This is a genomic window from Mucilaginibacter sp. A3364, from assembly GCF_059690715.1.
Genome location: NZ_JCAWED010000002.1, coordinates 1243548 through 1267353, shown reverse-complemented (window position 1 = coordinate 1267353; position 23806 = coordinate 1243548). Strand labels below are relative to the sequence as shown.

The 23806-nt window shown below is 43.2% G+C and carries 24 protein-coding genes; 19 read left to right on the top strand and 5 right to left on the bottom strand.

What is annotated here, in order from left to right; all coding sequences use genetic code 11:
- The first annotated feature begins 121 nt into the window (after positions 1–121).
- The 5 genes from AC59JT_RS17925 (at position 122) to AC59JT_RS17905 (ending at position 3965) form a co-directional block, all read left to right on the top strand.
- A complete protein-coding gene (locus AC59JT_RS17925) occupies positions 122–1744 on the top strand; it encodes a SusR-related protein (RefSeq protein ID WP_497401569.1) in 1623 nt (540 codons plus the stop codon).
- Between the two features lie 461 nt (positions 1745–2205).
- Positions 2206–2529: an ArsR/SmtB family transcription factor gene (locus tag AC59JT_RS17920; RefSeq protein ID WP_497401567.1), complete on the top strand. Its 324-nt coding sequence runs from the start codon at positions 2206–2208 to the stop codon at positions 2527–2529.
- Between the two features lie 40 nt (positions 2530–2569).
- A complete protein-coding gene (locus AC59JT_RS17915) occupies positions 2570–3070 on the top strand; it encodes an SRPBCC family protein (protein ID WP_497401565.1) in 501 nt (166 codons plus the stop codon).
- 25 nt (positions 3071–3095) lie between these two features.
- The gene (locus AC59JT_RS17910) at positions 3096–3530 is read left to right on the top strand and encodes a VOC family protein (protein ID WP_497401563.1); all 435 of its coding nucleotides are present in this window, start codon (positions 3096–3098) and stop codon (positions 3528–3530) included.
- A 96-nt stretch (positions 3531–3626) separates the two neighbouring features.
- Entirely contained in the window at positions 3627–3965 is a 339-nt protein-coding gene (locus AC59JT_RS17905) for a zinc ribbon domain-containing protein YjdM (RefSeq protein ID WP_497401561.1), read from the top strand.
- Positions 3966–3982: 17 nt separating this feature from the next.
- Here AC59JT_RS17905 and AC59JT_RS17900 read toward each other — a convergent pair whose 3' ends face one another.
- Complete coding sequence (locus AC59JT_RS17900; RefSeq protein ID WP_497401559.1) at positions 3983–4372, bottom strand: VOC family protein; 390 nt, start codon at positions 4370–4372, stop codon at positions 3983–3985.
- Between the two features lie 92 nt (positions 4373–4464).
- On the opposite strand from AC59JT_RS17900, the gene AC59JT_RS17895 reads away from it, so the two are divergent.
- The 3 genes from AC59JT_RS17895 (at position 4465) to AC59JT_RS17885 (ending at position 7431) form a co-directional block, all read left to right on the top strand.
- Positions 4465–5637 (top strand): MFS transporter, encoded by a 1173-nt coding sequence (locus tag AC59JT_RS17895; RefSeq protein ID WP_497401557.1) that lies wholly within the window; start codon positions 4465–4467, stop codon positions 5635–5637.
- Positions 5638–5764: 127 nt separating this feature from the next.
- Positions 5765–6790, top strand: coding sequence for a basic secretory protein-like protein (locus tag AC59JT_RS17890; RefSeq protein ID WP_497401555.1), 1026 nt, complete (start codon positions 5765–5767; stop codon positions 6788–6790).
- A 119-nt stretch (positions 6791–6909) separates the two neighbouring features.
- Positions 6910–7431, top strand: a complete 522-nt coding sequence (locus AC59JT_RS17885) for a 5' nucleotidase, NT5C type (RefSeq protein ID WP_497401553.1) — start codon at positions 6910–6912, stop codon at positions 7429–7431.
- Positions 7432–7434: 3 nt separating this feature from the next.
- Here the strand turns inward: AC59JT_RS17885 and AC59JT_RS17880 are convergent, their stop codons facing one another.
- Positions 7435–8022 carry a cupin domain-containing protein gene (locus tag AC59JT_RS17880; RefSeq protein ID WP_497401551.1) on the bottom strand — a complete coding sequence of 196 codons (588 nt, stop codon included), beginning with the start codon at positions 8020–8022 and terminating at the stop codon, positions 7435–7437.
- Positions 8023–8323: 301 nt separating this feature from the next.
- Between AC59JT_RS17880 and AC59JT_RS17875 the strand changes: the two genes are divergently transcribed.
- On the top strand, positions 8324–9022 hold the full coding sequence (locus AC59JT_RS17875) for a YdcF family protein (protein WP_497401549.1): 699 nt from the start codon (positions 8324–8326) through the stop codon (positions 9020–9022).
- Between the two features lie 50 nt (positions 9023–9072).
- Here the strand turns inward: AC59JT_RS17875 and AC59JT_RS17870 are convergent, their stop codons facing one another.
- The gene (locus AC59JT_RS17870) at positions 9073–9834 is read right to left on the bottom strand and encodes a 3-keto-disaccharide hydrolase (RefSeq protein ID WP_497401547.1); all 762 of its coding nucleotides are present in this window, start codon (positions 9832–9834) and stop codon (positions 9073–9075) included.
- A 201-nt stretch (positions 9835–10035) separates the two neighbouring features.
- Here AC59JT_RS17870 and AC59JT_RS17865 point away from each other — a divergent pair, with 201 nt between their 5' ends.
- The 3 genes from AC59JT_RS17865 (at position 10036) to AC59JT_RS17855 (ending at position 12715) form a co-directional block, all read left to right on the top strand.
- Positions 10036–11223 carry a DUF5009 domain-containing protein gene (locus AC59JT_RS17865; protein WP_497401545.1) on the top strand — a complete coding sequence of 396 codons (1188 nt, stop codon included), beginning with the start codon at positions 10036–10038 and terminating at the stop codon, positions 11221–11223.
- A 101-nt stretch (positions 11224–11324) separates the two neighbouring features.
- Positions 11325–11759: a hypothetical protein gene (locus tag AC59JT_RS17860; protein WP_497401543.1), complete on the top strand. Its 435-nt coding sequence runs from the start codon at positions 11325–11327 to the stop codon at positions 11757–11759.
- Entirely contained in the window at positions 11756–12715 is a 960-nt protein-coding gene (locus AC59JT_RS17855) for a wax synthase family protein (protein ID WP_497401541.1), read from the top strand. The genes AC59JT_RS17860 and AC59JT_RS17855 overlap by 4 nt, the downstream gene beginning before the upstream one ends.
- A 50-nt stretch (positions 12716–12765) precedes the next feature.
- On the opposite strand, the gene porX is transcribed toward AC59JT_RS17855, so the two are convergent.
- Positions 12766–14319, bottom strand: coding sequence for a T9SS response regulator signal transducer PorX (porX, locus tag AC59JT_RS17850; protein ID WP_497401539.1), 1554 nt, complete (start codon positions 14317–14319; stop codon positions 12766–12768).
- Positions 14320–14522: 203 nt separating this feature from the next.
- Between porX and AC59JT_RS17845 the strand changes: the two genes are divergently transcribed.
- From AC59JT_RS17845 to AC59JT_RS17820, 6 genes are all read left to right on the top strand, one after another.
- Entirely contained in the window at positions 14523–15752 is a 1230-nt protein-coding gene (locus AC59JT_RS17845) for an HD domain-containing protein (RefSeq protein ID WP_497401537.1), read from the top strand.
- 116 nt (positions 15753–15868) lie between these two features.
- Complete coding sequence (gene lpxD, locus AC59JT_RS17840; protein ID WP_497401535.1) at positions 15869–16909, top strand: UDP-3-O-(3-hydroxymyristoyl)glucosamine N-acyltransferase; 1041 nt, start codon at positions 15869–15871, stop codon at positions 16907–16909.
- 75 nt (positions 16910–16984) lie between these two features.
- Positions 16985–18385, top strand: coding sequence for a bifunctional UDP-3-O-[3-hydroxymyristoyl] N-acetylglucosamine deacetylase/3-hydroxyacyl-ACP dehydratase (locus AC59JT_RS17835; RefSeq protein ID WP_497401533.1), 1401 nt, complete (start codon positions 16985–16987; stop codon positions 18383–18385).
- Positions 18386–18388: 3 nt separating this feature from the next.
- A complete protein-coding gene (gene lpxA / locus AC59JT_RS17830) occupies positions 18389–19174 on the top strand; it encodes an acyl-ACP--UDP-N-acetylglucosamine O-acyltransferase (RefSeq protein ID WP_497401529.1) in 786 nt (261 codons plus the stop codon).
- 126 nt (positions 19175–19300) lie between these two features.
- Positions 19301–19918, top strand: coding sequence for an ABC transporter ATP-binding protein (locus tag AC59JT_RS17825; protein ID WP_497401524.1), 618 nt, complete (start codon positions 19301–19303; stop codon positions 19916–19918).
- 50 nt (positions 19919–19968) lie between these two features.
- Complete coding sequence (locus AC59JT_RS17820; protein ID WP_497401521.1) at positions 19969–21102, top strand: glycosyltransferase family 2 protein; 1134 nt, start codon at positions 19969–19971, stop codon at positions 21100–21102.
- Positions 21103–21144: 42 nt separating this feature from the next.
- Here the strand turns inward: AC59JT_RS17820 and AC59JT_RS17815 are convergent, their stop codons facing one another.
- Entirely contained in the window at positions 21145–21699 is a 555-nt protein-coding gene (locus AC59JT_RS17815) for a hypothetical protein (protein WP_497401519.1), read from the bottom strand.
- A 427-nt stretch (positions 21700–22126) separates the two neighbouring features.
- Between AC59JT_RS17815 and AC59JT_RS17810 the strand changes: the two genes are divergently transcribed.
- Positions 22127–23701 carry a M28 family peptidase gene (locus tag AC59JT_RS17810; RefSeq protein WP_497401516.1) on the top strand — a complete coding sequence of 525 codons (1575 nt, stop codon included), beginning with the start codon at positions 22127–22129 and terminating at the stop codon, positions 23699–23701.
- The last annotated feature ends 105 nt before the right edge of the window (positions 23702–23806 follow it).

Genomic DNA, 23806 nt, shown 5'->3' with positions numbered 1-23806 from the left:
GATTTTTATTATTGTTGCTTAAACAGTCAGTTATCGTTAATAAGATTTTGAGCGTAAAGTGGCTTGTATTTAAACAATAATCTATCTTTAGTAAGCCAAACATAGCAGGCGCGTTTTATACATGAAGATTTTACTTTCTTTTTTATGCTTGATATCATTTGTTACCAACGCGGAGTGCAGGCAGGTAAATGATAGCTTGCTAACGGTTCTTAAAGCCGAGATATTAAAAAAAGACACATACGACCGCGGTAAGGAAGCTGAGTTAAAGAAGTTAAAATCTGCATTAACTGCAATCCCTAAAAATGATATATCGGCACGGTACGCGCTACTGATAGAATTGATCGATGCTTATAGGTATTACAACTTCGATTCGGCCCACGTATACACCTATAAACTGATTAGCCTAAGTAACTTACTTAAGGAGCAAAGCAAAATAGATGAGAGCAAATTAAAATTGGGCGATCTGCAGTTGTCATGGGGCATGCATAAAGAAGCCTTTGATTGTATAGCTCAACTTAATGCAAAATCGCTGCCCGATAGCAGTAAATTACGCTATTATGAACTGAAAGCACGTGCATTAAATGATTTGGCAGCCTATAATACCAATAGGTTTTACTCGCCTGCTAACAAAACAGAATCATTGAAAACACTCGACTCGGCAATACAGTTTAGTAAGCCGGGGAGTTATAATAGAATTAAAAACACAGGGCAGCTGTTAACGTTTACCAACCAGCCTGATAAAGGCGCTGCCATTTTAAAAGCTTTGTTTAACAGGCCCGGCCTTACCATACACCAGCGGGCCATGGTTGCAAATGACCTAAGCTACCTGGTGCCCGATGCAGAACAAGAGAGGTTGTTAAAGATAGCAGCCATTTACGATATTCGATCATCAACAAAACAAACCCTGGCTATGTACCGGCTTGGCCAAAGGCTGTTAAAAAGTGGCGAACTGGATGATGCGGAGTTATTATTAAACGAAGCAATGGCCCAGGCTGTTTTTTTCGGCAACAAAATACAGGAGGAAAATATAGCCGAAATGCTAACCCAACTGGCTGCCCGGAAACTGATCAGGTCTGAAAATGAAAAGATCAGTGTTTTGATCATCTTGATAAGCGTGGTGACGCTGGGGCTGATAGGTATAGCTGTAGTTTCTTATATAGTACACAAACGCCTTAAAGAAGTTAAAATACGCGAGGCTATAGTAAAAGAAAAATATGACGTACTTGACCAAACCAATAAGCGGTTACTGGAAGACGGGTACATTAAGGAAGAATATATAGGCCAGTTTTTTCACCTGATATCAGAATATATTTCGAGGCTTGAAAAGCTTAAGCGAAATACTGAGCATAAACTCAAGATAAAAAATTATGAAGAGTTAATGCAAGTGGCTAAAGAGATCGACATCAAGAAAGAAAGGGAGAACCTGTTTTATACGTTTGATACCATCTTCCTGAAAATGTTCCCTAATTTTATCCAGGCCTTTAATGCACTGCTAAAATCCGAAGACCAGATCTGGCCAAAGAACGGTGAGATATTAAATATCAACCTCAGGATATTTGCTTTGATGCGATTAGGCATCCGAGACAACCAAACTATTGCCAATATTTTAGAAAGCACGCTAAGTACGGTTTACACCTACAAAAACCGTATCAAAGGCAAGGCGCTCTTTCATGGCGATGAGTTCGACAATAAAGTTATGGAGATAAAATTTGTTGATATGGACAATAATTCGTCTCGATCCTAGGCCTTTTACCGGTGTTTTTGTTGTGATTTTTAAAGCATAATTTAATTTCAAAATACTGGCAATTAGCTACTTGCGTTAAAAATAGTTGTGATTTATATTGGCTGATAAGGCGTAGCCTATTTTTTGCATACATAATTATACAACTTTGTAATGCCCGCTATTCTATGCGGCGCCATTTAACCAATTTATACACGAACGAGTTCATTGTACTAATGCCCGTGCTTTTAGCATGGGCATAATACTATCGTTATGCAACTTCAATCTACCCCCTACTCCCCGAATAGCAAGCCCTGATATATTTTCGGCAAAGCGTGTTGTTGTATCTTGCTAACACAGGCTGTTTCCTTAATTACAGGCTCTCCCCAATCATCCGGATCGAAAGAAAATGAAAATATATTTGCGCAACTCAAAAGTTGCATATATATTTGCAACCTGAAGGTTGCTTAATTGATAATTGATAAATGAAACAAGATATATTCCAGGCCATATCAGACCCAACGCGCAGGGCCATTTTAACGCTGATAGCTATCCAGGCATTAACGCCAAATGCAATGGCCGAAAAATTTGATATGACCCGGCAGGCCGTATCAAAACATATTAAAGTATTGCATGAATGCGATTTGATCAAACCTGTACCTAATGGCAGGGAGATCTACTATCACTTCAACGCAAAAAAAATGCAGGAGTTTGACCATTGGTTAGCCCAATTCAGGCAAAATTGGGAGACTCAATTTAACCAGCTTGACCAATTATTATCAACCATTAAAGAACAGACCACGAAGTAGAATTGATACCGATAAATTATTAACTAATCATCAATAAATAATGAACAACGATTTGCTATTTGATTTTAACGTTGACAAAGCAGCGAAAACGGTATACATAACCCGAGAGTTTAATGCCGGTATAGCCTTAGTGTGGGACGCCTTTACCACAGCAGAATTGCTTGACAAATGGGGAGCACCGGCACCAATGCGCGCCAAAACCAAGTATATGGATTTTAAAGTTGGAGGACGTCGCTTTTATGCGATGATAAGCCCCGATGGACAGGAGCGTTGGGCCGTGCAGGAGTTTACTTCTATAACGCCGAAAACCAATTTTAAGATGTATAACGCTTTTTCGGACAAAGACGAAAACCGCGAACTGCCGGGTTCTGACTGGGATTACAATTTTAGTGAACAGAATGGTATAACTAAAGTGGACATCGTCATTTATAATGAATCGTTTGAACGATTGGAAAGCTTATTAGAAGGCTTCAAGATCGGATTTGCCATGACATTAGAAAACCTGGAAGATCTGTTAAGCACCTTGTCGCAAAAATCATAAAAAACTAAAAACTTAAAATAAAACTATGAGAGCAATTCATCCATGGATAAACTTCAATGGCAACGCCGAAGAAGCATTCAATTTTTACAGATCTGTTTTTGGCGGAGAATTTACAAAGATCATCCGCTTTCGCGATCTGTCAAGCGACGAGTTCCCGGTTGCAGAAAACGAGGCGAACAAGATCATGCATATTGCTTTGCCTATTGGCAAAACCAATGTATTAATGGCTAACGATGTTCCCGAGATTATGGGCCGTGTAAACGAGAACGAGAACAGATCAAAAATAACAGTGAGTGCCGAAAGCCGGGAAGAGGCCGATAAAATATTTTATGGACTATCGGCTGGCGGAGATGTTGAAGGCGATATTGGCGAAGGCCCATGGGGTACTTACGCAGGCATGTTCAGAGACAAATACGGTATTGAATGGATAGTGGAGTTTGACCCTAATTATAACGAGTAGTTTGTACTAACAAAAAGGGTGCTTTAAAAGCACCCTTTTTGTTAAATCATAGTTGATGTCAATTTTTATCTTTGCACATCAATAAAACATATTATAATGTCTGAATATCCTCCATGCCCTGTTTGTCAATCAACCTACACTTACGCCATGGATGCACTCCTGGTGTGTCCGGAATGCGGGCATGAGTGGAACGCCACCGAAGATAACGTAACAGATGACGAGTTTGTGGTAACAGATAGCAATGGCAACGTCCTTCAAAACGGCGACTCGGTTGTGGTTATCAAAAACCTGCCGGTAAAAGGTAGCCCGCATGGTATTAAAGCAGGAACTAAAGTGCGCAATATCCGGTTGGTTGATAACGACCACAATATTGACTGCAAAATAGATGGCTTTGGCGCAATGGCACTTAAATCAGAGTTTGTTAAAAAGGCTTAAGCGCCTGCTCATACAAATTACATATAAAACACATTATACCTGTGCCCGTCCGGATCGGCAAACATGCAGCCGTAAAAATCATCGCCAAATGCTTCGGGGGCTGATAGTATGGTACCTCCCGCTTTGATAACTGCCGCGGCCCACTTGTCTACCTCGTCTTTAGTATCTGCCGATAACGTGAATAATACTTCACCTGCTGATCGTGCGTCGGTTATTTCCATTTTCATGTTTGATTGAAGTACCTCCTTCAAAAAAAAGTGGATTGGAAAATCATTTTCGCCAAAAATAAAACTGGTAAGCTGGTTGTTTGGTGCGCCATTAGGCTGAAAGCCAAGGTCGGTATAAAACCTGGTTGTTCTCTCCAGATCGTCAACGGCAAGGTTGGCCCAAATCATTTTTGAGTGCATAGCTCGGTGTTTTTTGGCAAAGTTATATAATTTCGATTCTTACCTGCCAAAAACATTTCTTTGCCGTCATCGCTTACTTTTGGGATATATTTATGATACCAAACATTCAATCCGCCAGGCGGGCTACCCAGGTTTATTTTTTACTATGCGGATTGGCTATATCCGCATGGGCCCCTATGGTGCCCTTTGTTAAGGACAGGTTAAACTTAAACGATAGCAACCTGGGTTTGCTTTTACTGTTTTTGGGTATAGGGGCTTTTTGTGCTATGCCACTTACCGGTTGGCTGATAAAACGTGCCGGCTCAAGGTGGGTAATGATCTCTGCCGCACTCATCTTATCAGCAGGGTTGCCAATGTTAACTATACTTACCACCTGGGCCACAATGGCTGCTATGCTTTTTATTTTTGGCGCAGCGTTGGGGGCTATTGATGTAGCGATGAATACGCATGGCGCAACCGTGCAAAATGCTTCGGGTAAGCATATCATGTCATCATTGCATGGGCTTTTCAGTGTAGGCGGGCTTTTGGGCCCTATATTAATGGGTGTCTTACTTAAAGTTGGGTTAACGCTTACCATCGGCGCAGTTGCGCTATCAGTGTTATTACTTATACTGGCCCTTGGCTGGCAGGCTTCTTTATTTAAGCAAGCTGAAGAAAACAAGTTAAACGAAAATGAGGAGGGCGAAGACAGTAAGGGCAAACAAAGTTCGGCATGGTTAAATGGCACAGTTTTGTTTTTAGGGCTGATGTGTTTCATTTTTTTCCTTTGCGAAGGGGCTATGTTAGATTGGAGTGCTTTGCTGCTGCATGATAGTAAGGGCGTTGTCAAGGAATTATCAGGCCTGGGCTACACATTTTTTTCAATAGCTATGGCAGTAATGCGCCTGGCCGGCGATGGTATTATCTCCAGGTTTAATAGCCGTACGGTGGTATTGGCCGGCAGTGTGGTTGCTTTTATTGGGTACAGCCTTATATTACTTGCACCATGGCTGCCTGTTACCTTATTGGGTTTTATATTAATTGGCATTGGTTGCGCCAATATTGTGCCTGTATTTTTTAGCGCTGCCGGTAATATGAAAGCGGTATCGGGCGCAAGCGCGGTAGCTGCTATGGGTACTATTGGTTATACCGGGCAATTAGCCGGCCCGGCAGGCTTAGGTATATTGGCACAACATTTTTCATTACCCGTTGCCCTGTTTATTACCGGGATATTCATGCTTATAGCCGGGATAGCCTATCGGATTTTTAAGCGTAGCTCGAATTAGAGGTTTTATGAGGTAATGATTTTTTATTGCCGGTTAATTCATCGCGCTTTACTACAATAACATAGCTTATTTTTTACAAATACTTTAAGCTATTTGAGTTATATTTAGGCCCATTAACCAATTTATTATGATCAGTAAACTTCCCAAAATTGCATTATTCGTAATGTTGTCTGCAGCTGCACACGCCCAAACAGCACCGGCTACCGGCCAAAATCAGCAAAGGCGTCAAGGCCCGCGTCCATACGCCGTCACCGTAGTAAACAACACTAAAGTTAAAGTAGATACCGCCCAGGTTAGCGCCGCGTTTAAAGCCGTATACCCGGGTTTTGCCAGTGCCGATGGTTACCGCACCAAACGCGAGGTTACCATGCGCGTTATCGATACCGCGAAAGATTTTACCCTTAGCGCCATCCCTGGCGAGATTGTAGTAAACAGCCGCTGGATCAAAGACAAAAAGAACTTTAAAAACTTCCAGTATAACCTGCAGGAAGCTTTCCATAAAAGCTGGACCTCGGTTGATACCATCAGAAAAAATGGTTACCAATTGGTTTTCATCAACAAAAACGAAAAGTTTAACCCTAAAATTCAGCAGGACCTGATCGATACATACTTTAAATCGTATCCGCAATTGGTAGCCATGTTTAATGACAAGGCAACTAAAGAAGTTGTTTTTGTAACCGATACTGCTTACAAAGGCGTAGCCGAAGCCAGCGGCAATCGTATCTTGTTCTCAACCAAATACATGAATAGCCATCCTTTTGATGTTGACGTGGTTACACACGAAGGTATGCACCTGGTACAAGGCTATGGCTATAGTGCAGGCCCTGTTTGGTTAACAGAAGGTATTGCCGATTACATCCGTTATAAATACGGCGTTGATAACATAGGTTCAAAATGGTACCTGCCCGAGTTCAAGGCAAGCCAAAGCTACAAAAACAGCTACCGCATTACCGCCCGCTTTTTTGAGTGGATTGACCAAAAGGTTAAACCGGGTATGATAGTACAACTGGATAAAGAGCTGCGTGCGCATACTTATACCGAAGCTACATGGGCAGCCCTATCAGGCAAAACCATCGATCAGCTTTGGGAAGACTATGCAAAAGATCCCAACATCCCATTAAAATACAGTGGCAAACAGCCGGGTACAATGTAATACCCGCTGTATTAAACAACAAAACCCGGCGCATTATTGCCCGGGTTTTGTTGTTTTAAGCACTGCTGCTGTAAACAAAATTGCCTAATATTGCAGCGCAAAAACGCGCGAATATTGATATGAAGAAACAACGTATTGCCATTGATATGGATGAAGTAATTGCAGATACCATCCAAAAATTTGTTGACCTGTATAAGCGCGATCATAATTACGATCTGATAACCGAACCTGGAAAAGAAATTGGCGAAGTAATGTCGGCTGACTTGGATGTTTTAAAATGGGAATACGTTAACCAACCGGGTTTTTTTAGGGATATACCTGTAATTGCCGATAGCCCGGAGGTAGTTAAAGAACTAAGCCGGAAGTACGATGTTTACATCGTATCGGCCGCTATGGAATTCAAGCATTCGTTCCTTGATAAGTATGAGTGGCTGGAGGAGCATTTCCCGTTCATCCCGTGGACAAACATCATTTTTTGCGGTCATAAAATTGTGAATGTAGATATTATGATAGACGACCGTATCAAAAACTTTGTCGATGTTGAAGGGCGCAAACTGCTTTATACATCGCCCCACAATTTACTGCTAACCGACTACGAACGCGTAAATACCTGGCGCGAAGTGGCTGATAAGCTTTTGTAGTAGTTAATAAATGTGCTGTAAAATAGCGATTACGTGTGACGACATGATCCTTACATCGTGCTCAACATGTAATGGTATGTCTAAATAGTCGCCCGGGTTAAGGGTAATCAATTTATCGCCAACGGTACAAATACACCTGCCTTTTAGTATAAAAAAGCTTTCGGCAATATCCGTGTGGGTTTCTTTAGGCACATCCATATTGGTTACCACCAGCATTTGTAGCAAATTGTCGGTTTGTTGTAGTACGGTTGATGAAAAATCCGGGTAGGGCTGTCCGGGTATCAAGTGCTCAAGGGTTGATAGCCAAACCTGGTGATCGGAGTTTTTAGTAGTTGGGGGAAGGTTATTAATATCAAGCACATCATTGTTTAATCCAAGCGCGCTTAATATTTTACTTTTAACATCACCGCCGGGTTTTACCGCATTTTGAGCGGCCAGGCGCTCCATCGCTTCTTCAATGGCGTTAAGCTCATCTTTTATTTCGGGATACAATACGCTCATCCTGATCACCTCATCCGCTTCGGCCCGGGTAAGCAAGCCAAGCGAATACTGCTCCAGAATGCCACTTTGTATGTAAGCCTTAATATCCATTAATAATGTTTAAAAATTTAATTAGTATGGGGACTTACGTTTTTAACTAATAAGCAGATGTTTAATTATTAATTTTTTTAACAATAAAAGAAGTTAAAAATGCAGGCAAAGCAAATATAGTAATTTTTACCCCTTTTAGGAATATTTTATACCTCAGTCATTGCACTGGTTTGCAATGATATACGCTTAGCAAAGCTAGTTAAAAAAGGTATATTTGGGTGCATCTTATCAGCGGGTAGCCGTTAATATCTTTATCATGTATTTTGTCCTCTCAAAACTTTTACTTTTCTTAATCATTCCCATGTATTGGGTTTTAGGCTTAGTAATAGCCGCGCTGGTGGTTAAAAATAAACAAAGAAAAAAATGGCTATTCATTTCGGCAGGCATTGTTTTTTATATTTTTTCCATCCCTTTTGCATTTGAAAAGTTTGGGCGCTTATGGGATATTTCAACTTATCCGCCAGCCGGTAAAAAATATAGCTGTGTTATTGTTTTAGGTGGATTTTCATCAGCCGGCGGCCCCGAAGGCGGACATTTTACCAGTGCTGCCGATAGGTTTATACAAGGTGCCAAGCTATTTACAACCGGGCGCGCCGGTCATATTTTAATAAGCGGCGGCAATGGCAACCTGGTACCCGGCGAGTTTAGGGAAGCTACCTGGGTTAAAACCCAGCTCAATAAAATTAACGTACCCGATAGTTTAATATTGATCGAAAGCAAATCGAAAAACACGATGGAAAATGCCCGTTTCTCCAAAGTGTTATTGGATAGCGCCGGTTTAAAACCACCTTATTTACTGGTGACCTCGGCGTTTCATTTACGCCGATCGGTAATGATATTTAAACATATGGGTATGGATGTTGTCGCATATCCATCAAATTTTATGACAGGCGACAACCGTACTGCGCCCGACAAGTTTATCCCCGCTGCCGAAACCCTGACCAGTTGGGGTTTTTACACCAAAGAAATAGTCGGCTACGCCGTAAACTACTTTAAATAAAAAGCCCCATCAAAAAATGATGAGGCTTTATATCTTTTAAGAAGCTGTATTTAGCCTTTGATCTCGCGGATCTTGATATTTTTCCAGCCGCTTGAGCCAGGGTGTTTTTGTACAGCAATTTTGCCTTTCAATACTTTCATGAAATCGGCAAAGCTGCGGCTTTTAAATTTACTTTTCGCAAGCGCTGCTTCCCATTCAGGGCTACCAACTTTTACATCAACAGTTTTAATGCCGTTTAAGTAAAATGTTAACTGGCCTTTGTTTTGGATCAGTCTAACCTGGTTCCACTCGCCCGGGGTAACCGGTTTTGATACCGAAGCGCCGCCTAGCATGTCATATAAACAACCGGCTAGGTGAGTTTCCGGGTTTTTGTCTTGTGCATCTATATTGTCCAATACCTGCATCTCTGCACCGGTTTGGTAAGTAGCACCGTATTTAGGATCTTCCTGGATATTGAAAATAATACCGCTATTTCCACCTTTTGAAATTCTCCACTGTAAGCTAAGTTCGTAGTTTTCGTAAATACCGTCAGTTACCAGGTCATCACCCGCTCTGTCAGCATCGCGGTTATATTGTATCTGGCCGTCTTTAACTATCCAGTTAGCGGCAACAGTATCACGTTTCCATGAGTGCCAGCCTTTAAGGTCTTTACCATTAAACAATAATACCCAACCTTCTTTCTTTTCTTTTTCGGTTAGGGTGTTATCAGCAGCTGGGGTTGAAGCAGCCTCTTTGCTGGCGCCGCAGCCCGGCAATAATGTGGTGGTTATAGCCAGTGCAGCTACAATGTTTAGTAAAACTATTTTTTTCATTTTCAATATTAAAATTGGTTAGGGGTAAAGCTACAAAAAATATTTATGCTCAAAATTTTTTTGATTAGGGCACAGGTAAATAATGAGTTACAATCGATGCCAGCATTAAAAAGTGCCTTTTTAAGTAAAAAACTGTATACAAAACGCTCAAAAACGGCGTTTCAATAAAACATTTTCCCCGCAAAAACATTAGTAAAGCTTATGAATGATCTGTTGTACCGTGTGCGGTCAATTGATGCTTTTCGTGCGGTTACCATGTTCCTGATGATATTTGTTAATGATATTGAAGGCATGCCTAACACCCCTAAGTGGATACAGCACGCAGCAGCAAATGTTGATGGCCTGGGCCTTGCCGATACTATATTTCCTGCCTTTTTATTTATTGTGGGCCTGTCAATACCATTTGCTTTTCAAAACAGGCTTAAGCTTAATCGTGGCGATTACCATATTCCCTTACGCATTGTTACCCGGTCGGCCGCGCTGATTTTTATAGGTTTTTACTTTACCAATGTTGAAACCTATGACGAAGCCTCCGCTTTGCTGCCCCGCCCTGTTTGGGAAAGCCTGGCAACTATCAGCGTGTTTCTCATCTTCTTAAATTATGATAAAGAATCTGTGCTGAAAAAATACCTGCTGCAGGGCTTTGGCGTGGCGGTGTTAATTGTGTTATCCATCCTTTATAAGAGTACCGATGTTGCACATCCCTGGCTGCATTTTACCTGGTGGGGAATTTTGGGTTTAATAGGATGGGCGTATCTGATCTGTGCGCTTATTTATTTTTACTCTGGCGGATTGTTATGGATACAGGCGGCGGCCTGGTTATTCTTCATGTTTTTTAATATCGATTTTCATTTTGGTTTCCTTGACTTTTTAGAGCCATTGAGCCAGTATGTTTGGATAGCCGGCAACGGCTCCATGCAAACCTTTACCATGGCAGGCGTATTTGTGGCGGTATTGTATATGCGCCTGCATGCCACAAATGAGCTTAGGCTGCTTTGGATAGGTATGCTGCTAATGGCTGTAATATTGTTTAACCTGGGCTTTATAGTGCGTTACTTTAGCGGCGGCATATCCAAAGTGCGCGATACACCTTCATGGGTATTGATATGCACCGGCATAAGCCTGGTGGTTTATGCCCTGTTTGTTTTTATTGTTGATTTTAAGAATAAGTACAGCTGGTTTAAAATTATTGAACCTGCAGGACTGGGCGCGTTTACCTGTTACCTGCTGCCCGGCATATTTTATCCTATATATGAAATGACCAGCCTTGAGTATCCCGAATACCTGAGCCAGGGTGTTGGCGGTATTATACGTTGCCTGGTATTCGCGCTGGCCATGGTATGGCTGGCAGGTTTGTTGAAGCGAGTTAATATCAGCCTTAAAATATAAATAAGTACTTAGTAAGAATTGCGAACCTCCTATGCAAATTCAAATTAGATTTAATTTTCAGTAATTTTTGAAAGTTTAATATTTGTATTTAAATTTGTGGTATGAAAACCACGGATACGTTACTTCAAAACCTTTTGTTTATAGCCGGCATTTTACACTTTGGCCTGGTTGCCGGTAGTTTATTTGTGCCCAAATTGCTTAACTGGTTTACCGAGCTTGCAAAGCTACAGCCCATAACCCGGCAAATGTTTTGGACCTATGCTATTTACATAGCCTGCATCAATACCAGTTTCGGCCTGCTTGCTGTTTTTTGCTATCGCGATTTGACCGATGGCTCAACACTGGCCGTTGCGGTAAATGGCTTTATTGCCGTTTATTGGTTGTCAAGGCTGTGTGTTCAGTTTTTACATCTCGACAGGAAAGCATTCCCACAAGGCATATGGTACCGCGTTGGCGAAACGGCATTGGTAATGCTGTTTGTATTATTTAGTTTGGTATTTAGTTATGCTGCTTACTTCAATATTCAAAACGTATGAATACTGAGTTGATTAAACATATTGCCTGCCTGGTAGCGATCAACGTGATCCTGGTGGTTGCCGGCTACTATATCCTCAAAAGAAAATTGATAGTAATTGCCTGGTTGCTTATGGCTATAGCGGTAGTTACCATATGTTTTGTTTTTGCTCATGATAACCCGGTGCTTAAAATGCTGGCTATTATTGCTACATCTTTTACAGCAATGAAATTGATTTCGGGTCCATTAAGTTATGGGAGTAAAACTGTGCCACTAAACTTCAGGCAATGGGCTGCATTTGCCGTCGGTTGGGTGGGTATGAAACCTCAGCCATTTGAAACCCTGGGGGGCAAACCTATACCCGGCGCTCGCGCGTTTATTGTATTTGGCGTGAGTCGGATTGTGATAGGTGGCTTTCTTATTTTATTGGCGCATGGATTAGTTTCGTTGGAGATAGGATCTCAACTTATTCCGGTTATAACCGCCGGAATAAGCCTCGTAGCGTTAAGCCTTATTTTGCACTTCGGCTTGCTGAGCATAAGCGCAGGCACCTGGCGCTTGCAGGGTGCAAGCACCTACTTATTATTTAGGGAGCCTGCTAAAGCCACCAGCCTGGCCCAGTTTTGGGGTAAGCGCTGGAACCTGGCTTTTATAGAGATGATCAGCATCGCAATATATCGCCCTATAAACGCCAAATGGGGTGCCGGCCTGGCATTGACTGCGGCGTTCGCTTTTTCAGGATTACTGCATGAGCTTGCTCTAAGCGTGCCGGTGAACACTGGCTATGGTTTGCCAACGCTGTACTTTATCGCACAATGCATAGCCGTAACCGCCGAAAAGGCCTTACAAAACCGCGGACTATTACAAAGTAAATTAAGCGCCCGACTATGGTTATATTTTTGGTTGATCGCGCCGGCGCCGTTACTGTTTCATCCTGCATTCGTAGCAAAAATAGTATGGCCCTTGGTAGGGTTATAAAATAACCGCGCCAAAGGCCATATAATTAATGGCCAAGATGACTAACAGGCTTATTTAGGCCCGTAAGTTACAATAGGTATGATCATTTCTTCGAGCGAGATTCCGCCGTGCTGGAAGGTCTCGTTATAGAAATTGACAAAATGATTGTAGTTGTTAGGGTATACAAAATAGGTATCCTCCTTAGCAAACACAAAGCTCGAGCTTACATGCAGCTTGGGCAGCATAGCATCGTGCGGGTTGCGTATGTGGAATACATCTTTGGCATTAAAATTCAAATTACGGCCTTGTTTGTAGCGCAGGTTAGTATTGGTGTTACGGTCGCCTATGATCTTGCTTGGTTTTTTTACGCGGATGGTACCATGATCGGTAGTAATTACTACGCGCACTTGTTTGGTGGCCAAAAACTTCAATAACTCAAACAAAGGCGAATGCTCAAACCACGACAGGGTTAACGAGCGATAAGCCGCATCATCACTAGCCAACTCGCGGATCATTTGCATATCCGTACGGGCATGCGATAACATATCCACAAAGTTGTAAACCACCACGTTCAGGTCGTTCTTCATCAGGTTATTTACCGAATCGTTCAGCGCGCGCCCCTCGTCAATATTCAATATTTTGTGGTACGAGTGTTTGCAGTCTTTGCGTAATACACGGTTTATCTGGTCGGTCACAAAATCAGATTCGAAAAGGTTCTTTCCGCCCTCGTCCTCATCATTCTGCCACTTATCCGGGAAACGGCGCTCCATTTCCAAAGGCATCAGGCCTGAGAAAATAGCGTTACGCGCATATTGCGTAGCGGTAGGTAATATACTATAATAAGTGTCTTCTTCTTCCAGCTTAAAATATTGGGATATGATTGGGTTAATGATCTTAAATTGATCATAACGCAAATTATCAATCAATATAAAAAATACCGGCACATTATTTTCAAGCTTAGGGAACACTTTCTTTTTAAACAACTGTGGCGAACTGGTTGGTGCCGTATCGGGGTTTTTGATCCAATCCAGGTAGTTCTTTTCTACAAACTTGCAGAACTGGGTGTTGGCCTCGGCTTTTTGCATGGTCAAAATTTCGTGCATGCCCGAGTCTTCCAGTTGTTGCAGTTCAAGCTCCCAGTATATTAGTTTTTTGTAAACGTCAACCCATTCCTCGTGGCTCAGGTTATCGTTAAGCGTAATACCTAACGTACGGAAATCCTGCTGATAGGCCATGGTGGTTTTTTCGGTCACCAGGCGTTTGTTCTCGGTCAGCTTTTTAATGGTAAGCAGTATTTGCTTAGGGTGCACCGGTTTGATCAGGTAGTCGTCAATTTTGGAGCCGATGGCATCCTCCATTAAATACTCTTCCTCGTTTTTGGTGATCATTACAATGGGTACATCATTGTTAATGTTTTTGATCTGCGCCAGCGTTTCAATTCCGGTAAGGCCGGGCATGTTCTCATCCAAAAAAACCAGGTCGAAGTAACCATTTTTAAAGGCCTCAACCGCGTCATGGCCGTTAGTTACGGTATTAACTTTGTAGCCTTTTTCGTTTAAGAAAAGTATATGTGGTTTTAACAGGTCAATCTCGTCATCGGCCCATAAAATAGTGGTGTCCTGCATGGTAGTTTTGTATCAGGTAAAAATAAATATGTTGGGGCTTACAAAAGTGCGCAAATATTGGCACATAATTTAACAAGCCCTGGCACTATAAACCTAAAAGGGCGCATTTTGTTACACAGTTAACCAAGTAATTAACAAAAATTAACACATGGCAGACCGAACCTTTATCATTATTTAACACCTTTGCATACAAACACTACATTTTGAATAAAAGAAAAATCATAAACGACCCGGTTTACGGGTTCATCAGCATACCTACCGACCTGGTTTACGACCTGATCGAACATCCTTATTTTCAGCGCCTAAGATATATCAAGCAGCTGGGGATGACGCACCTGGTTTACCCAGGCGCGCTGCATACCCGCTTTCACCATGCCTTGGGTGCCATGCACTTGATGAAAATGACCATTGAGGTATTACGCACCAAAGGTCACTCCATCACCCAGGAAGAAGAGGAAGGCTTAACCATCGCCATTTTACTGCATGACATCGGACACGGCCCCTTCTCACACGCGTTGGAGCATACCATTGTGCAAGGGGTGTCGCACGAAACGATATCTACCCTGTTGATGGATCGCCTCAATAAGCAATTTAACGGGCAACTTTCGCTGGCCATCAGTATATTTAACGGCACTTACCACAAAGGCTTTTTGCATGAATTGGTATCAAGCCAGCTAGATATGGATAGGCTGGATTATCTAAATCGTGACAGTTTTTTCACCGGAGTATCTGAAGGGGTGATCAGTTCTGAGCGGATCATCAAAATGCTTAACGTGAAGGATGACCATGTTACGGTTGAAGAAAAAGGCATTTATTCGGTTGAGAAGTTTTTGATAGCCCGTCGTTTAATGTACTGGCAGGTATACCTGCACAAAACCGTAGTATCGGCCGAGCAGTTGCTGGTAAAAATATTAATGCGCGGCCGCGAATTGGTGTTGCGTGGCGAAAAATTGTTTGCCACCCCTGCGCTGAACCATTTTTTGTGCAATGGTATTAATACCGAAGAATTCTTAAAAACCGATGGCCACCTGGAAAAATTTACGCGTTTGGATGATACAGATATCCTGTCGGCAGTAAAAGTTTGGGCAGAGCATGATGATTTTGTACTGGCCAAGCTTTGTACAGATTTTGTGAACCGCAAGTTGTTTCATGTAGATATTACCAGCGTACCGGCCAGCGAGGAGTTTGTAAATGACCTCCGCAAACGCACCGCGACCAAGTACGGCATTACCGAAGAAGAGGCCGGCTATTTTGTATTTACCGATTCGATACGCAACAGCGCCTACCAGCCAGGCGATGGTAATATCCGCATTTTAATGAAGGATGGCACCACCAAAGATATTGCTGCCGCCAGCGATAACTCAAACCTGGAGGCCCTGGCCAAAACGGTGAAGAAATATATTACGTGTTATAGTAAAGAGTTGGGGGAGTAATTTTTGTAGGGTTTTACGTTGGACGTTATACGTTGTACGTAAGCGATTGAAACAAAAAAACGTACAACGTAATACGTATAACGTACAACTTATAAAATTAACATTAAATTTGCCCGATGCAATTCACCGCACAGCAGATAGCCGCAGCACTTAATGGTACCCTTGAAGGTAACGCAGATGTTACCGTCAGCACCCTTGCCAAAATAGAAGAAGGGCAGGTGGGTTCGCTATCGTTTTTATCAAACCCTAAGTACGAGCCGTTTTTATATACTACCGATGCTTCGGTGGTTATCGTAAATAATGACCTGGTACTGGCTGATAAAGTTAAGGCTACGCTGATACGGGTGGAAAATGCTTACAGCGCTTTCACTACGCTGTTAGAAATGTACAACACCGTTAAGCTAAATAAAACCGGTGTTGAGCAACCCAGCTTCGTGCACGAAACCGCGCAGGTTGGCGACAATGTTTACATAGGCGCGTTTGCTTACATAGGTCCTGGTGTTAAAGTTGGCGATAACAGTAAGATCTATCCCGGCGCTTACATTGGCGACAATGTTACCCTGGGCAACAACGTTACCCTGTTTGCCGGCGTTAAAGTTTACTTTGATTGCGTGCTGGGTAATAATGTGATCATCCACTCGGGTGCTATCATCGGCAGCGACGGTTTCGGCTTCGCGCCTACGGCCGACGGATCATACAAAAAGATACCGCAGATAGGTAATGTGATATTGGAAGACGATGTGGAAGTAGGCTCGAACACTACTATCGACCGTGCTACCATGGGATCGACCGTTATACGCAAAGGTGTTAAGCTGGATAATTTGATCCAGATAGCTCATAATGTGGAGATAGGCACCAACACCGTTATAGCCGCGCAAACCGGCATAGCGGGTAGTACCAAAGTAGGTAGCAATGCCGTATTTGGTGGCCAGGTGGGTTTATCAGGTCACTTGATCATAGCTAATGGCACACAATTAGGTGCGCAAACCGGTGTTAATAGTTCTATTAAGGAAGAAGGCAAGCAATGGGGTGGTTCGCCTTATTTGCCGTACCGTGATTATTTAAAAGCTCACGTAAACGTACGCCGCCTGCCCGATATGGAGCAACGAATTAAAGATTTAGAAAAAATTATAGCAGAAATGCGAAATAGTCAGTAGTCATTAGTCACTCGTCATTAGTATTTATGCTGATGACCACAATGACCAATGACATAATGACCAATGACTAACAAAATGAATATTAAACAAAGAACAATTAAGGCGCCCGTATCTGTTTCGGGTTCGGGTTTACACACTGGCGAAAAGGTTACTTTAACCTTTAATCCGGCACCCGAAAATCATGGGTATAAGTTTAGAAGGATTGATGTTGAAGGGCAGCCCATAATTGATGCCGATGTTGATAACGTTACTGATACCTCGCGCGGTACCACCATTTCGCAAAATGGCGCCAGCGTAAGTACTATTGAGCACGTGCTGGCGGCTTTGGTTGGTTTGGAGATCGATAATGTGCTGATAGATATGGACGGCCCCGAAACACCTATTATGGACGGTAGCTCTATCCAGTTCATTGATGCCCTGAGTGCCATAGGTTACCAGGAACAGGAAGCCGATCGTGAGTATTATCACATCCCGTACAATATTCATTACTCGGAGCCGGACCGTAAGGTAGACATGGTTGCCATGCCTTTGGATGATTACCGCTTTACCTGTATGGTTGATTACAACTCGCAGGTATTGGGTAGCCAGCATGCCAGTATATCTTCCATCACCGAGTTTGTTAAAGAGATCGCGTCATGCCGTACCTTTTGCTTTTTGCATGAGCTGGAAATGTTGTTAAAGCACGACCTGATAAAAGGAGGCGACTTAAACAACGCCATTGTAGTAGTTGATAAAGATGTTGACCAGGAAGAGTTAGCACACTTAGCCAAACTATTCAACCGTAAAGATATCAGCGTAGCGCCGCAGGGGATATTGAATAACATTGAGCTGCGCCACCAAAACGAGCCTGCACGTCATAAATTGTTAGATATGATTGGCGATCTGGCACTGGTTGGTGTCCCGCTGCGCGGACATATTATGGCGGCACGCCCCGGTCACGCGGCTAATGTCGCCTTCGCCAAAAAAATAAAAACGCTGATAAAAAAAGAGCGTAGCCGCAAGCAGCCAAAAGTGTACGATCCGAACATGAAGCCGCTGTTTGACGTAGAGCAGATCCAGAAATTTTTACCGCATCGTTACCCGATGCTGATGATTGACAAAATATTGGAGATGACCAAAAACCACGTTGTGGGACTTAAAAATGTTACCATGAACGAAAATGTGTTTACAGGGCATTTCCCGGGTTCGTCAATATTTCCGGGTGTATTGCAGATTGAGGCTATGGCACAAACCGGCGGTATACTGGTATTAAATACCGTTCCCGACCCGGAAAACTATATTACCCTGTTTTTAAAAATAGAGAACGCGCGCTTTAAAGATAAAGTAGTGCCCGGCGATACCATTATATTCCACTGCAGCCTGCTGGCACCAATACGCCGCGGCATTGCGCAAATGAAAGGCGTGGGCATGGTAGGCGACCGCGTAGTTGTTGAAGCCGAACTGATGGCTCAAATTGTTAAAACCAAATCTGAATAGAAGATGATCCAACCCTTAGCATATATACATCCGCAGGCAAAAATTGCCGACAATGTTGTAATTGAACCCTTTGTAACCATACACAAAGACGTTGAGATTGGCGAAGGCACCTGGATAGGTAGCAATTCGGTAATTATGGATGGTGCCCGTATTGGCAAAAACTGCCGTATTTTCCCCGGCGCTGTGGTATCGGCCCCGCCTCAGGATTTAAAATACAAAGGCGAACCAAGCACCGTTACCGTTGGCGATAACACCGTTATCCGCGAATGCGTAACCCTTAACCGCGGCACCGCTTTGGATAAAAATACCACCACCATAGGCAGTAATTGCTTACTGATGGCTTATGTACACGTGGCGCACGATTGTATTATTGGCGATAACGTAATTGTTGCCAACTCGGTACAGTTGGCCGGTCACATCAATGTGTATGATCATGCTTTTATAGGCGGTGGCTCGCTAGTTCACCAGTTTGTAGAGATAGGTGCTCATAGCATGATATCGGGCGGATCATTGGTGCGTAAGGATGTTCCTCCTTATACCAAGGCGGGTCGCGAGCCGGTATCGTATATCGGTATCAACTCAGTTGGTTTGCGCCGCCGTGGCTTTTCGTCAGAAAGCATTAACGAGATACAGGAAATTTACCGTATCATCTTCCTTAAAAAATACAACATCACCAAAGCTCTTGATATCATCGAGGCCGAATTTGTGCCCACCGTAGAGCGCGACGAGATCATCAATTTCGTACAAAACTCGCAACGAGGTATTATGAAAGGGTTTGGGAATAGTTAATAAAACCAAAGGAAAAAGAGCGTTGTCATACTGAGCCCCATCGAAGTATACGTGCGGGGGCCTTTACGCTCACCCTTCGACGGAGCTCAGGATGACACCCTGCGCACAATTATAGTAAGCAAATAAATGCAGATCATCCTCGAGAATATAGGACGCCGTTTTAATAGGGACTGGATTTTCAGGGGGATCGACTACACCTTCGCCTCCGGCGAAACCTACGCTATATTAGGTTCTAACGGCTCCGGGAAATCAACATTACTACAAGTATTAAACGGCAGCCTCGGCCCATCTGCAGGCACCATCAAATATTTTAATGGCGATAACGGAATAGAGGCCGATGCCATTTTCGAGCATCTGAGCCTGGCCGCACCATACCTGGAATTGATAGAAGAATTTAGCCTGGAAGAAATGATCGACTTCCATTTCAAATTCAAGAACTATAAGCCGGGCATCGCTAACGCCGGTATCATCGAACTTCTTAATCTTCCCGGCAGTAAAACCAAATTGATAAAATACTTTTCGTCGGGCATGAAACAGCGTCTTAAACTGGCGCTGGCTTTTTGCTCAGACACACCGATACTGATGTTGGACGAACCAACATCCAACCTGGACACCCAGGGCGTAGATTGGTATTTGAGTTTGGTGGAACGCTTCGCGGAAGGCAGATTAACCATCGTATGCTCAAACCAGGAGCATGAGTATAGCTTCTGTAAGCATCGCCTCAACATTGTGGACTACAAGTAGTAAGTCCTCATCGCGTTAGCATACCAGCTTATATATTATAATTTTGCAGCATGATATTATTGGTTTATAGCATTACAGCGGCTGTTGTGTGTATTACTATTACAGCATACCTGATCTGGGGGTTGAGCAAGATACGCAGACTTAATACCCAGCCATTAACTGCTATGCAGCCTCCGTTAGCTATTATCATTCCTGTGCGAAATGAAGAAGAGGATGTAGCGCAGGCCTTGCAAAGCGTGTGCAATATCAATTACGATAATTATCGCATTATTGTGGTAAATGACCGATCGACCGATCGCACGCCGGAGATATTGGCGAACATCGCCAAGCAATACCCAAAAGTTACAGTGATGACCATTACCGATCTGCCGCATGGCTGGTTAGGAAAGAACAACGCGCTATATCAAGGCTACCTGAACAGCACCGAAGAATGGATGCTTTTTACCGATGCCGACATCAAATATCAGCCCGACGCGATTAACCAGGCAATGGGCTACGCGCTTAAAAACAACCTGGATAATTTGGCCGTGATACCTAAAACGCGCTCACGGTCTGAATTGTTGAATAGCGTGCTCGCCACCTTTTACATGATGCTGATGGTTTACCTGCGTCCCTGGGATTCTATTAAACCAAAGCGCGAGGCTCACATTGGCATTGGCGCATTTTGCCTGGTGAAGCGCGCGGCTTACGAAAAAGCCGGTACGCATGAAAGTGTAAAGCTTCGCCCGGATGATGATGTGAAGCTAGGTTATAACATAAAAAAGGCCGGCTTACGCCAGGATGTATTAAGCGGTATGGGGTCCCTTAGCCTGGAGTGGTATAAAAACTTAGGGCAATTTGTGGATGGCCTGATGAAGAACACCTTCGCTACAGCTAACTACAACATATTTTTGGTGGTATTTTACATATTGGCCTGTTTAACTTGCCTTACACTGCCCATACCTGTAATGCTGATTTGGGGGGATAACACAATCAGGATATTGGCATTGGCAATGTTGTTTTCGCAAATGATCTACATGGTATACGCTTCATCAGGTAAATGGTGGCATGCACTGGTAGTTCCTTTTGCGGGGACGTTGATGGCCTACATTTTTGCAAGATCCACTTACATTACCCTTAAACAAGGCGGCATTTACTGGCGCGATAGTTTTTATTCGTTGGATACGCTGAAGGGCAAAAAATAACAAAGCCGGCTTAACAAAGCCGGCTTTTTCGTTATCGAAGTTTTACAGCCCAAAACCGTAGGCTACACGCAGGCCTACAATACCATCGCTGTAACCATTGCCGCTAAAGTTTTCATAGCGGGCTCCAATGTCCCATTTTTTGTTAGCATACCCTATGCCCGGCGAAGCCAGGAAGTGTACGGGTCCGCCACCATCGGCTACTTCAAACGCGGCACCAACCTCGCCCGAAAAATAGAAATTTGGTAGCGCGAATATCTTGGCACCCACCTTTACCGGGATAATGTCTGACTTGTATTTAGTGGTAAAGCCGGGGAAGCTACCGGTTGCCGGGTAAGTTACCGTTTTCGGAAAAAAATGGTACAAACCGCTGGTGAAGGTCAGAGCCACTTTATCGCTTAGCGTATACTGCAGCCTGGGCGTGAGGCCTATACCGGCGTTTAAGGTGTTTGAGGTGTTGCCTACCGGCAGTAACCCTTCTACGCCAATGCCAAAGCGAAGCGGGTTGCCCGGGCCTGATTGCGCTTTAACATTACTGCTGATAAATAAAACAGCAACAGCTAATACGGTACTCAAGAATTTAAAATTTAGAAATTTCATGGTGTTTAGATATGTGTGTAATTAGTGAATAATGTAGGTTGAACGCCTTTAAAGGCCGTTTTTGTATGCCGGTACATGTTAAGATATGTTAAACCCGGTTTGAAGAATTTGTTTGTAAAGCCGTTATACGCTTACAGGACGCGTACCGGGTTTCGCACCTGCGGAGCGAAAAGTCGCCCATCATCTAATTTCTACCGAGCTTTTGCTCCTACGGAGCAATGCTTGCCAGGGATTTACATTGTTAACGTATTCAATTTTAAACAGGCTCCGTAGGTGCCCCGTGTTTATAGTAATAAGTAATAAAAAACCAGGCTCCGTAGGTGCCTAGTCAAGGTGCGCCGCTTCTAAGTGGCGCCATGTAAATTATTCGCCACACACACAAACATTCAATTCAAATTATTACTTTCGACTTCCATTAACTGAAAAAATGAAAAAAGTATTATTATCATTCTCATTACTAGGGATGTTAAGCGGCGCCTATGCGCAGCAAAACCCTACTGCAATGAAATACGCTAAGGTTATTAGCGCCGATCTTGCAAAAAAACACCTGAGCATCATAGCCAGCGATGAATTTGAAGGCCGCGAAACCGGTAAACCCGGCGCCGAAAAAGCTGCCAACTACATAGCTGCCGAGTTTAAAGCCTTAGGTTTGCAGCCTGTAAACGGTTCATACTTTATGAACGTTCCTTTGGTTGAAAGTTCATTTAACGTTAGCAAATTTGATGTAGGCGGCACCTCCTTTGCCGTAGGTAAAGATTTTAGTGGCACGGGCCCTACAGGTAGTAAAGTAATAACCACCAGCGATATTGTATTTATTGGCTATGGCATTGGCACCGATACGTATAATGATTTGAAAGATGTTGACATTGCCGGTAAAGTGGTATTATACATTAGCTTTGGCGAGCCGGTTGTTAACGGTAAATCTGTTATCAGTGGTACCGATAAAATGTCAAAATGGGGTACCGACAGGTCAACCCGTGTCAGTTTCCTGCAAAGCAAAAAACCTGCTTTAATTTTAGCGGTTAACCCGGCTAATGCTGCAATACGCAGAAGTAATGGTGTACGCATGACCATAAAACCTGAAGGCGCTGCATCAACCAATGCCCCTGTCTTTACCATCACTCCTGCCCTGGCAAACGAATTGTTAAAACCTACCGGTAAAACTATAAGCGATCTAAAATCGGCTATTGATGCAAACGGAGCACCACAAACACAAACTGTTAAAACTGCCATCAGCACTACTTTTGAAGGTGTTGAAAAACCGGTTAAAGCTGTTAACGTACATGGCTTATTGCCAGGCAGCGACCCGAAACTGAAAGATGAAACCCTGGTAATATCAGGCCATTACGACCATATTGGCATGGCTCCTGAAGGTACCGTAGGCGATCGTATTTTTAACGGGGCCGATGATGACGGCTCAGGAACTACCGGTGTATTAACCATTGCCCGTGCTTTCTCCGAAGCTAAAAAAGCAGGTAAAGGCCCGCGTCGCAGCATTTTGTTCTTAACAGTAGTTGGCGAAGAAAAAGGTTTGTTAGGTTCTGATTATTACTCGCAACATCCGGCTATCCCGGTAGCCAATACCATTGCCGATTTGAATATCGATATGATCGGTCGCGTTGGCCAGGAATATGTTGGCAAAGCCGATTCGGCTAATACCGTATATGTTATCGGTTCTAAAATGTTAAGCACCGATCTGTATAATGTTAGCGAGAAAGCAAACACCACTTACACCAACTTAAAGCTGGATTACAAATATGATGACCCTAATGATCCGAACCAGTTTTACTACCGTTCAGACCATTATAACTTTGCAAAATTGGGTATCCCAATTGCGTTTTACTTTAACGGTGTGCACAAAGATTATCATGGCTTAGGCGATGAGGTTTCTAAAATAAACTTCCCTTTGTTAGCTAAACGCGCCCAGTTGGTATTTTACACGGCGTGGGATTTGACCAACGCTGATAAACGCCCGGTTGTTGACGGAAAGAATACGCGTTAACGCACGCAGAGACACAAAATATTGTGTCTCTGGAAGAATGAATTCACAGGAGACGCAAAATGTAACGTCTCTACAAAAAAGAGGCGTTAATCATACGTCTCTTTT

Bases quoted from the DNA above. Each gene is read 5' to 3' on its own strand.
- lpxA (WP_497401529.1), top strand. From the start codon at position 18,389: ATGATCCAACCCTTAGCATATATACATCCGCAGGCAAAAATTGCCGAC.
- AC59JT_RS17910 (WP_497401563.1), top strand. From the start codon at position 3,096: ATGAGAGCAATTCATCCATGGATAAACTTCAATGGCAACGCCGAAGAA.
- AC59JT_RS17915 (WP_497401565.1), top strand. From the start codon at position 2,570: ATGAACAACGATTTGCTATTTGATTTTAACGTTGACAAAGCAGCGAAA.
- AC59JT_RS17815 (WP_497401519.1), bottom strand. From the start codon at position 21,699: ATGAAATTTCTAAATTTTAAATTCTTGAGTACCGTATTAGCTGTTGCT.
- AC59JT_RS17885 (WP_497401553.1), top strand. From the start codon at position 6,910: ATGAAGAAACAACGTATTGCCATTGATATGGATGAAGTAATTGCAGAT.
- AC59JT_RS17900 (WP_497401559.1), bottom strand. From the start codon at position 4,372: ATGCACTCAAAAATGATTTGGGCCAACCTTGCCGTTGACGATCTGGAG.
- AC59JT_RS17820 (WP_497401521.1), top strand. From the start codon at position 19,969: ATGATATTATTGGTTTATAGCATTACAGCGGCTGTTGTGTGTATTACT.
- AC59JT_RS17860 (WP_497401543.1), top strand. From the start codon at position 11,325: ATGAAAACCACGGATACGTTACTTCAAAACCTTTTGTTTATAGCCGGC.
- AC59JT_RS17810 (WP_497401516.1), top strand. From the start codon at position 22,127: ATGAAAAAAGTATTATTATCATTCTCATTACTAGGGATGTTAAGCGGC.
- AC59JT_RS17865 (WP_497401545.1), top strand. From the start codon at position 10,036: ATGAATGATCTGTTGTACCGTGTGCGGTCAATTGATGCTTTTCGTGCG.
- AC59JT_RS17875 (WP_497401549.1), top strand. From the start codon at position 8,324: ATGTATTGGGTTTTAGGCTTAGTAATAGCCGCGCTGGTGGTTAAAAAT.
- AC59JT_RS17880 (WP_497401551.1), bottom strand. From the start codon at position 8,022: ATGGATATTAAGGCTTACATACAAAGTGGCATTCTGGAGCAGTATTCG.
- AC59JT_RS17925 (WP_497401569.1), top strand. From the start codon at position 122: ATGAAGATTTTACTTTCTTTTTTATGCTTGATATCATTTGTTACCAAC.
- porX (WP_497401539.1), bottom strand. From the start codon at position 14,319: ATGCAGGACACCACTATTTTATGGGCCGATGACGAGATTGACCTGTTA.
- AC59JT_RS17890 (WP_497401555.1), top strand. From the start codon at position 5,765: ATGATCAGTAAACTTCCCAAAATTGCATTATTCGTAATGTTGTCTGCA.
- AC59JT_RS17870 (WP_497401547.1), bottom strand. From the start codon at position 9,834: ATGAAAAAAATAGTTTTACTAAACATTGTAGCTGCACTGGCTATAACC.
- AC59JT_RS17825 (WP_497401524.1), top strand. From the start codon at position 19,301: ATGCAGATCATCCTCGAGAATATAGGACGCCGTTTTAATAGGGACTGG.
- AC59JT_RS17920 (WP_497401567.1), top strand. From the start codon at position 2,206: ATGAAACAAGATATATTCCAGGCCATATCAGACCCAACGCGCAGGGCC.
- AC59JT_RS17895 (WP_497401557.1), top strand. From the start codon at position 4,465: ATGATACCAAACATTCAATCCGCCAGGCGGGCTACCCAGGTTTATTTT.
- lpxD (WP_497401535.1), top strand. From the start codon at position 15,869: ATGCAATTCACCGCACAGCAGATAGCCGCAGCACTTAATGGTACCCTT.
- AC59JT_RS17905 (WP_497401561.1), top strand. From the start codon at position 3,627: ATGTCTGAATATCCTCCATGCCCTGTTTGTCAATCAACCTACACTTAC.
- AC59JT_RS17835 (WP_497401533.1), top strand. From the start codon at position 16,985: ATGAATATTAAACAAAGAACAATTAAGGCGCCCGTATCTGTTTCGGGT.
- AC59JT_RS17855 (WP_497401541.1), top strand. From the start codon at position 11,756: ATGAATACTGAGTTGATTAAACATATTGCCTGCCTGGTAGCGATCAAC.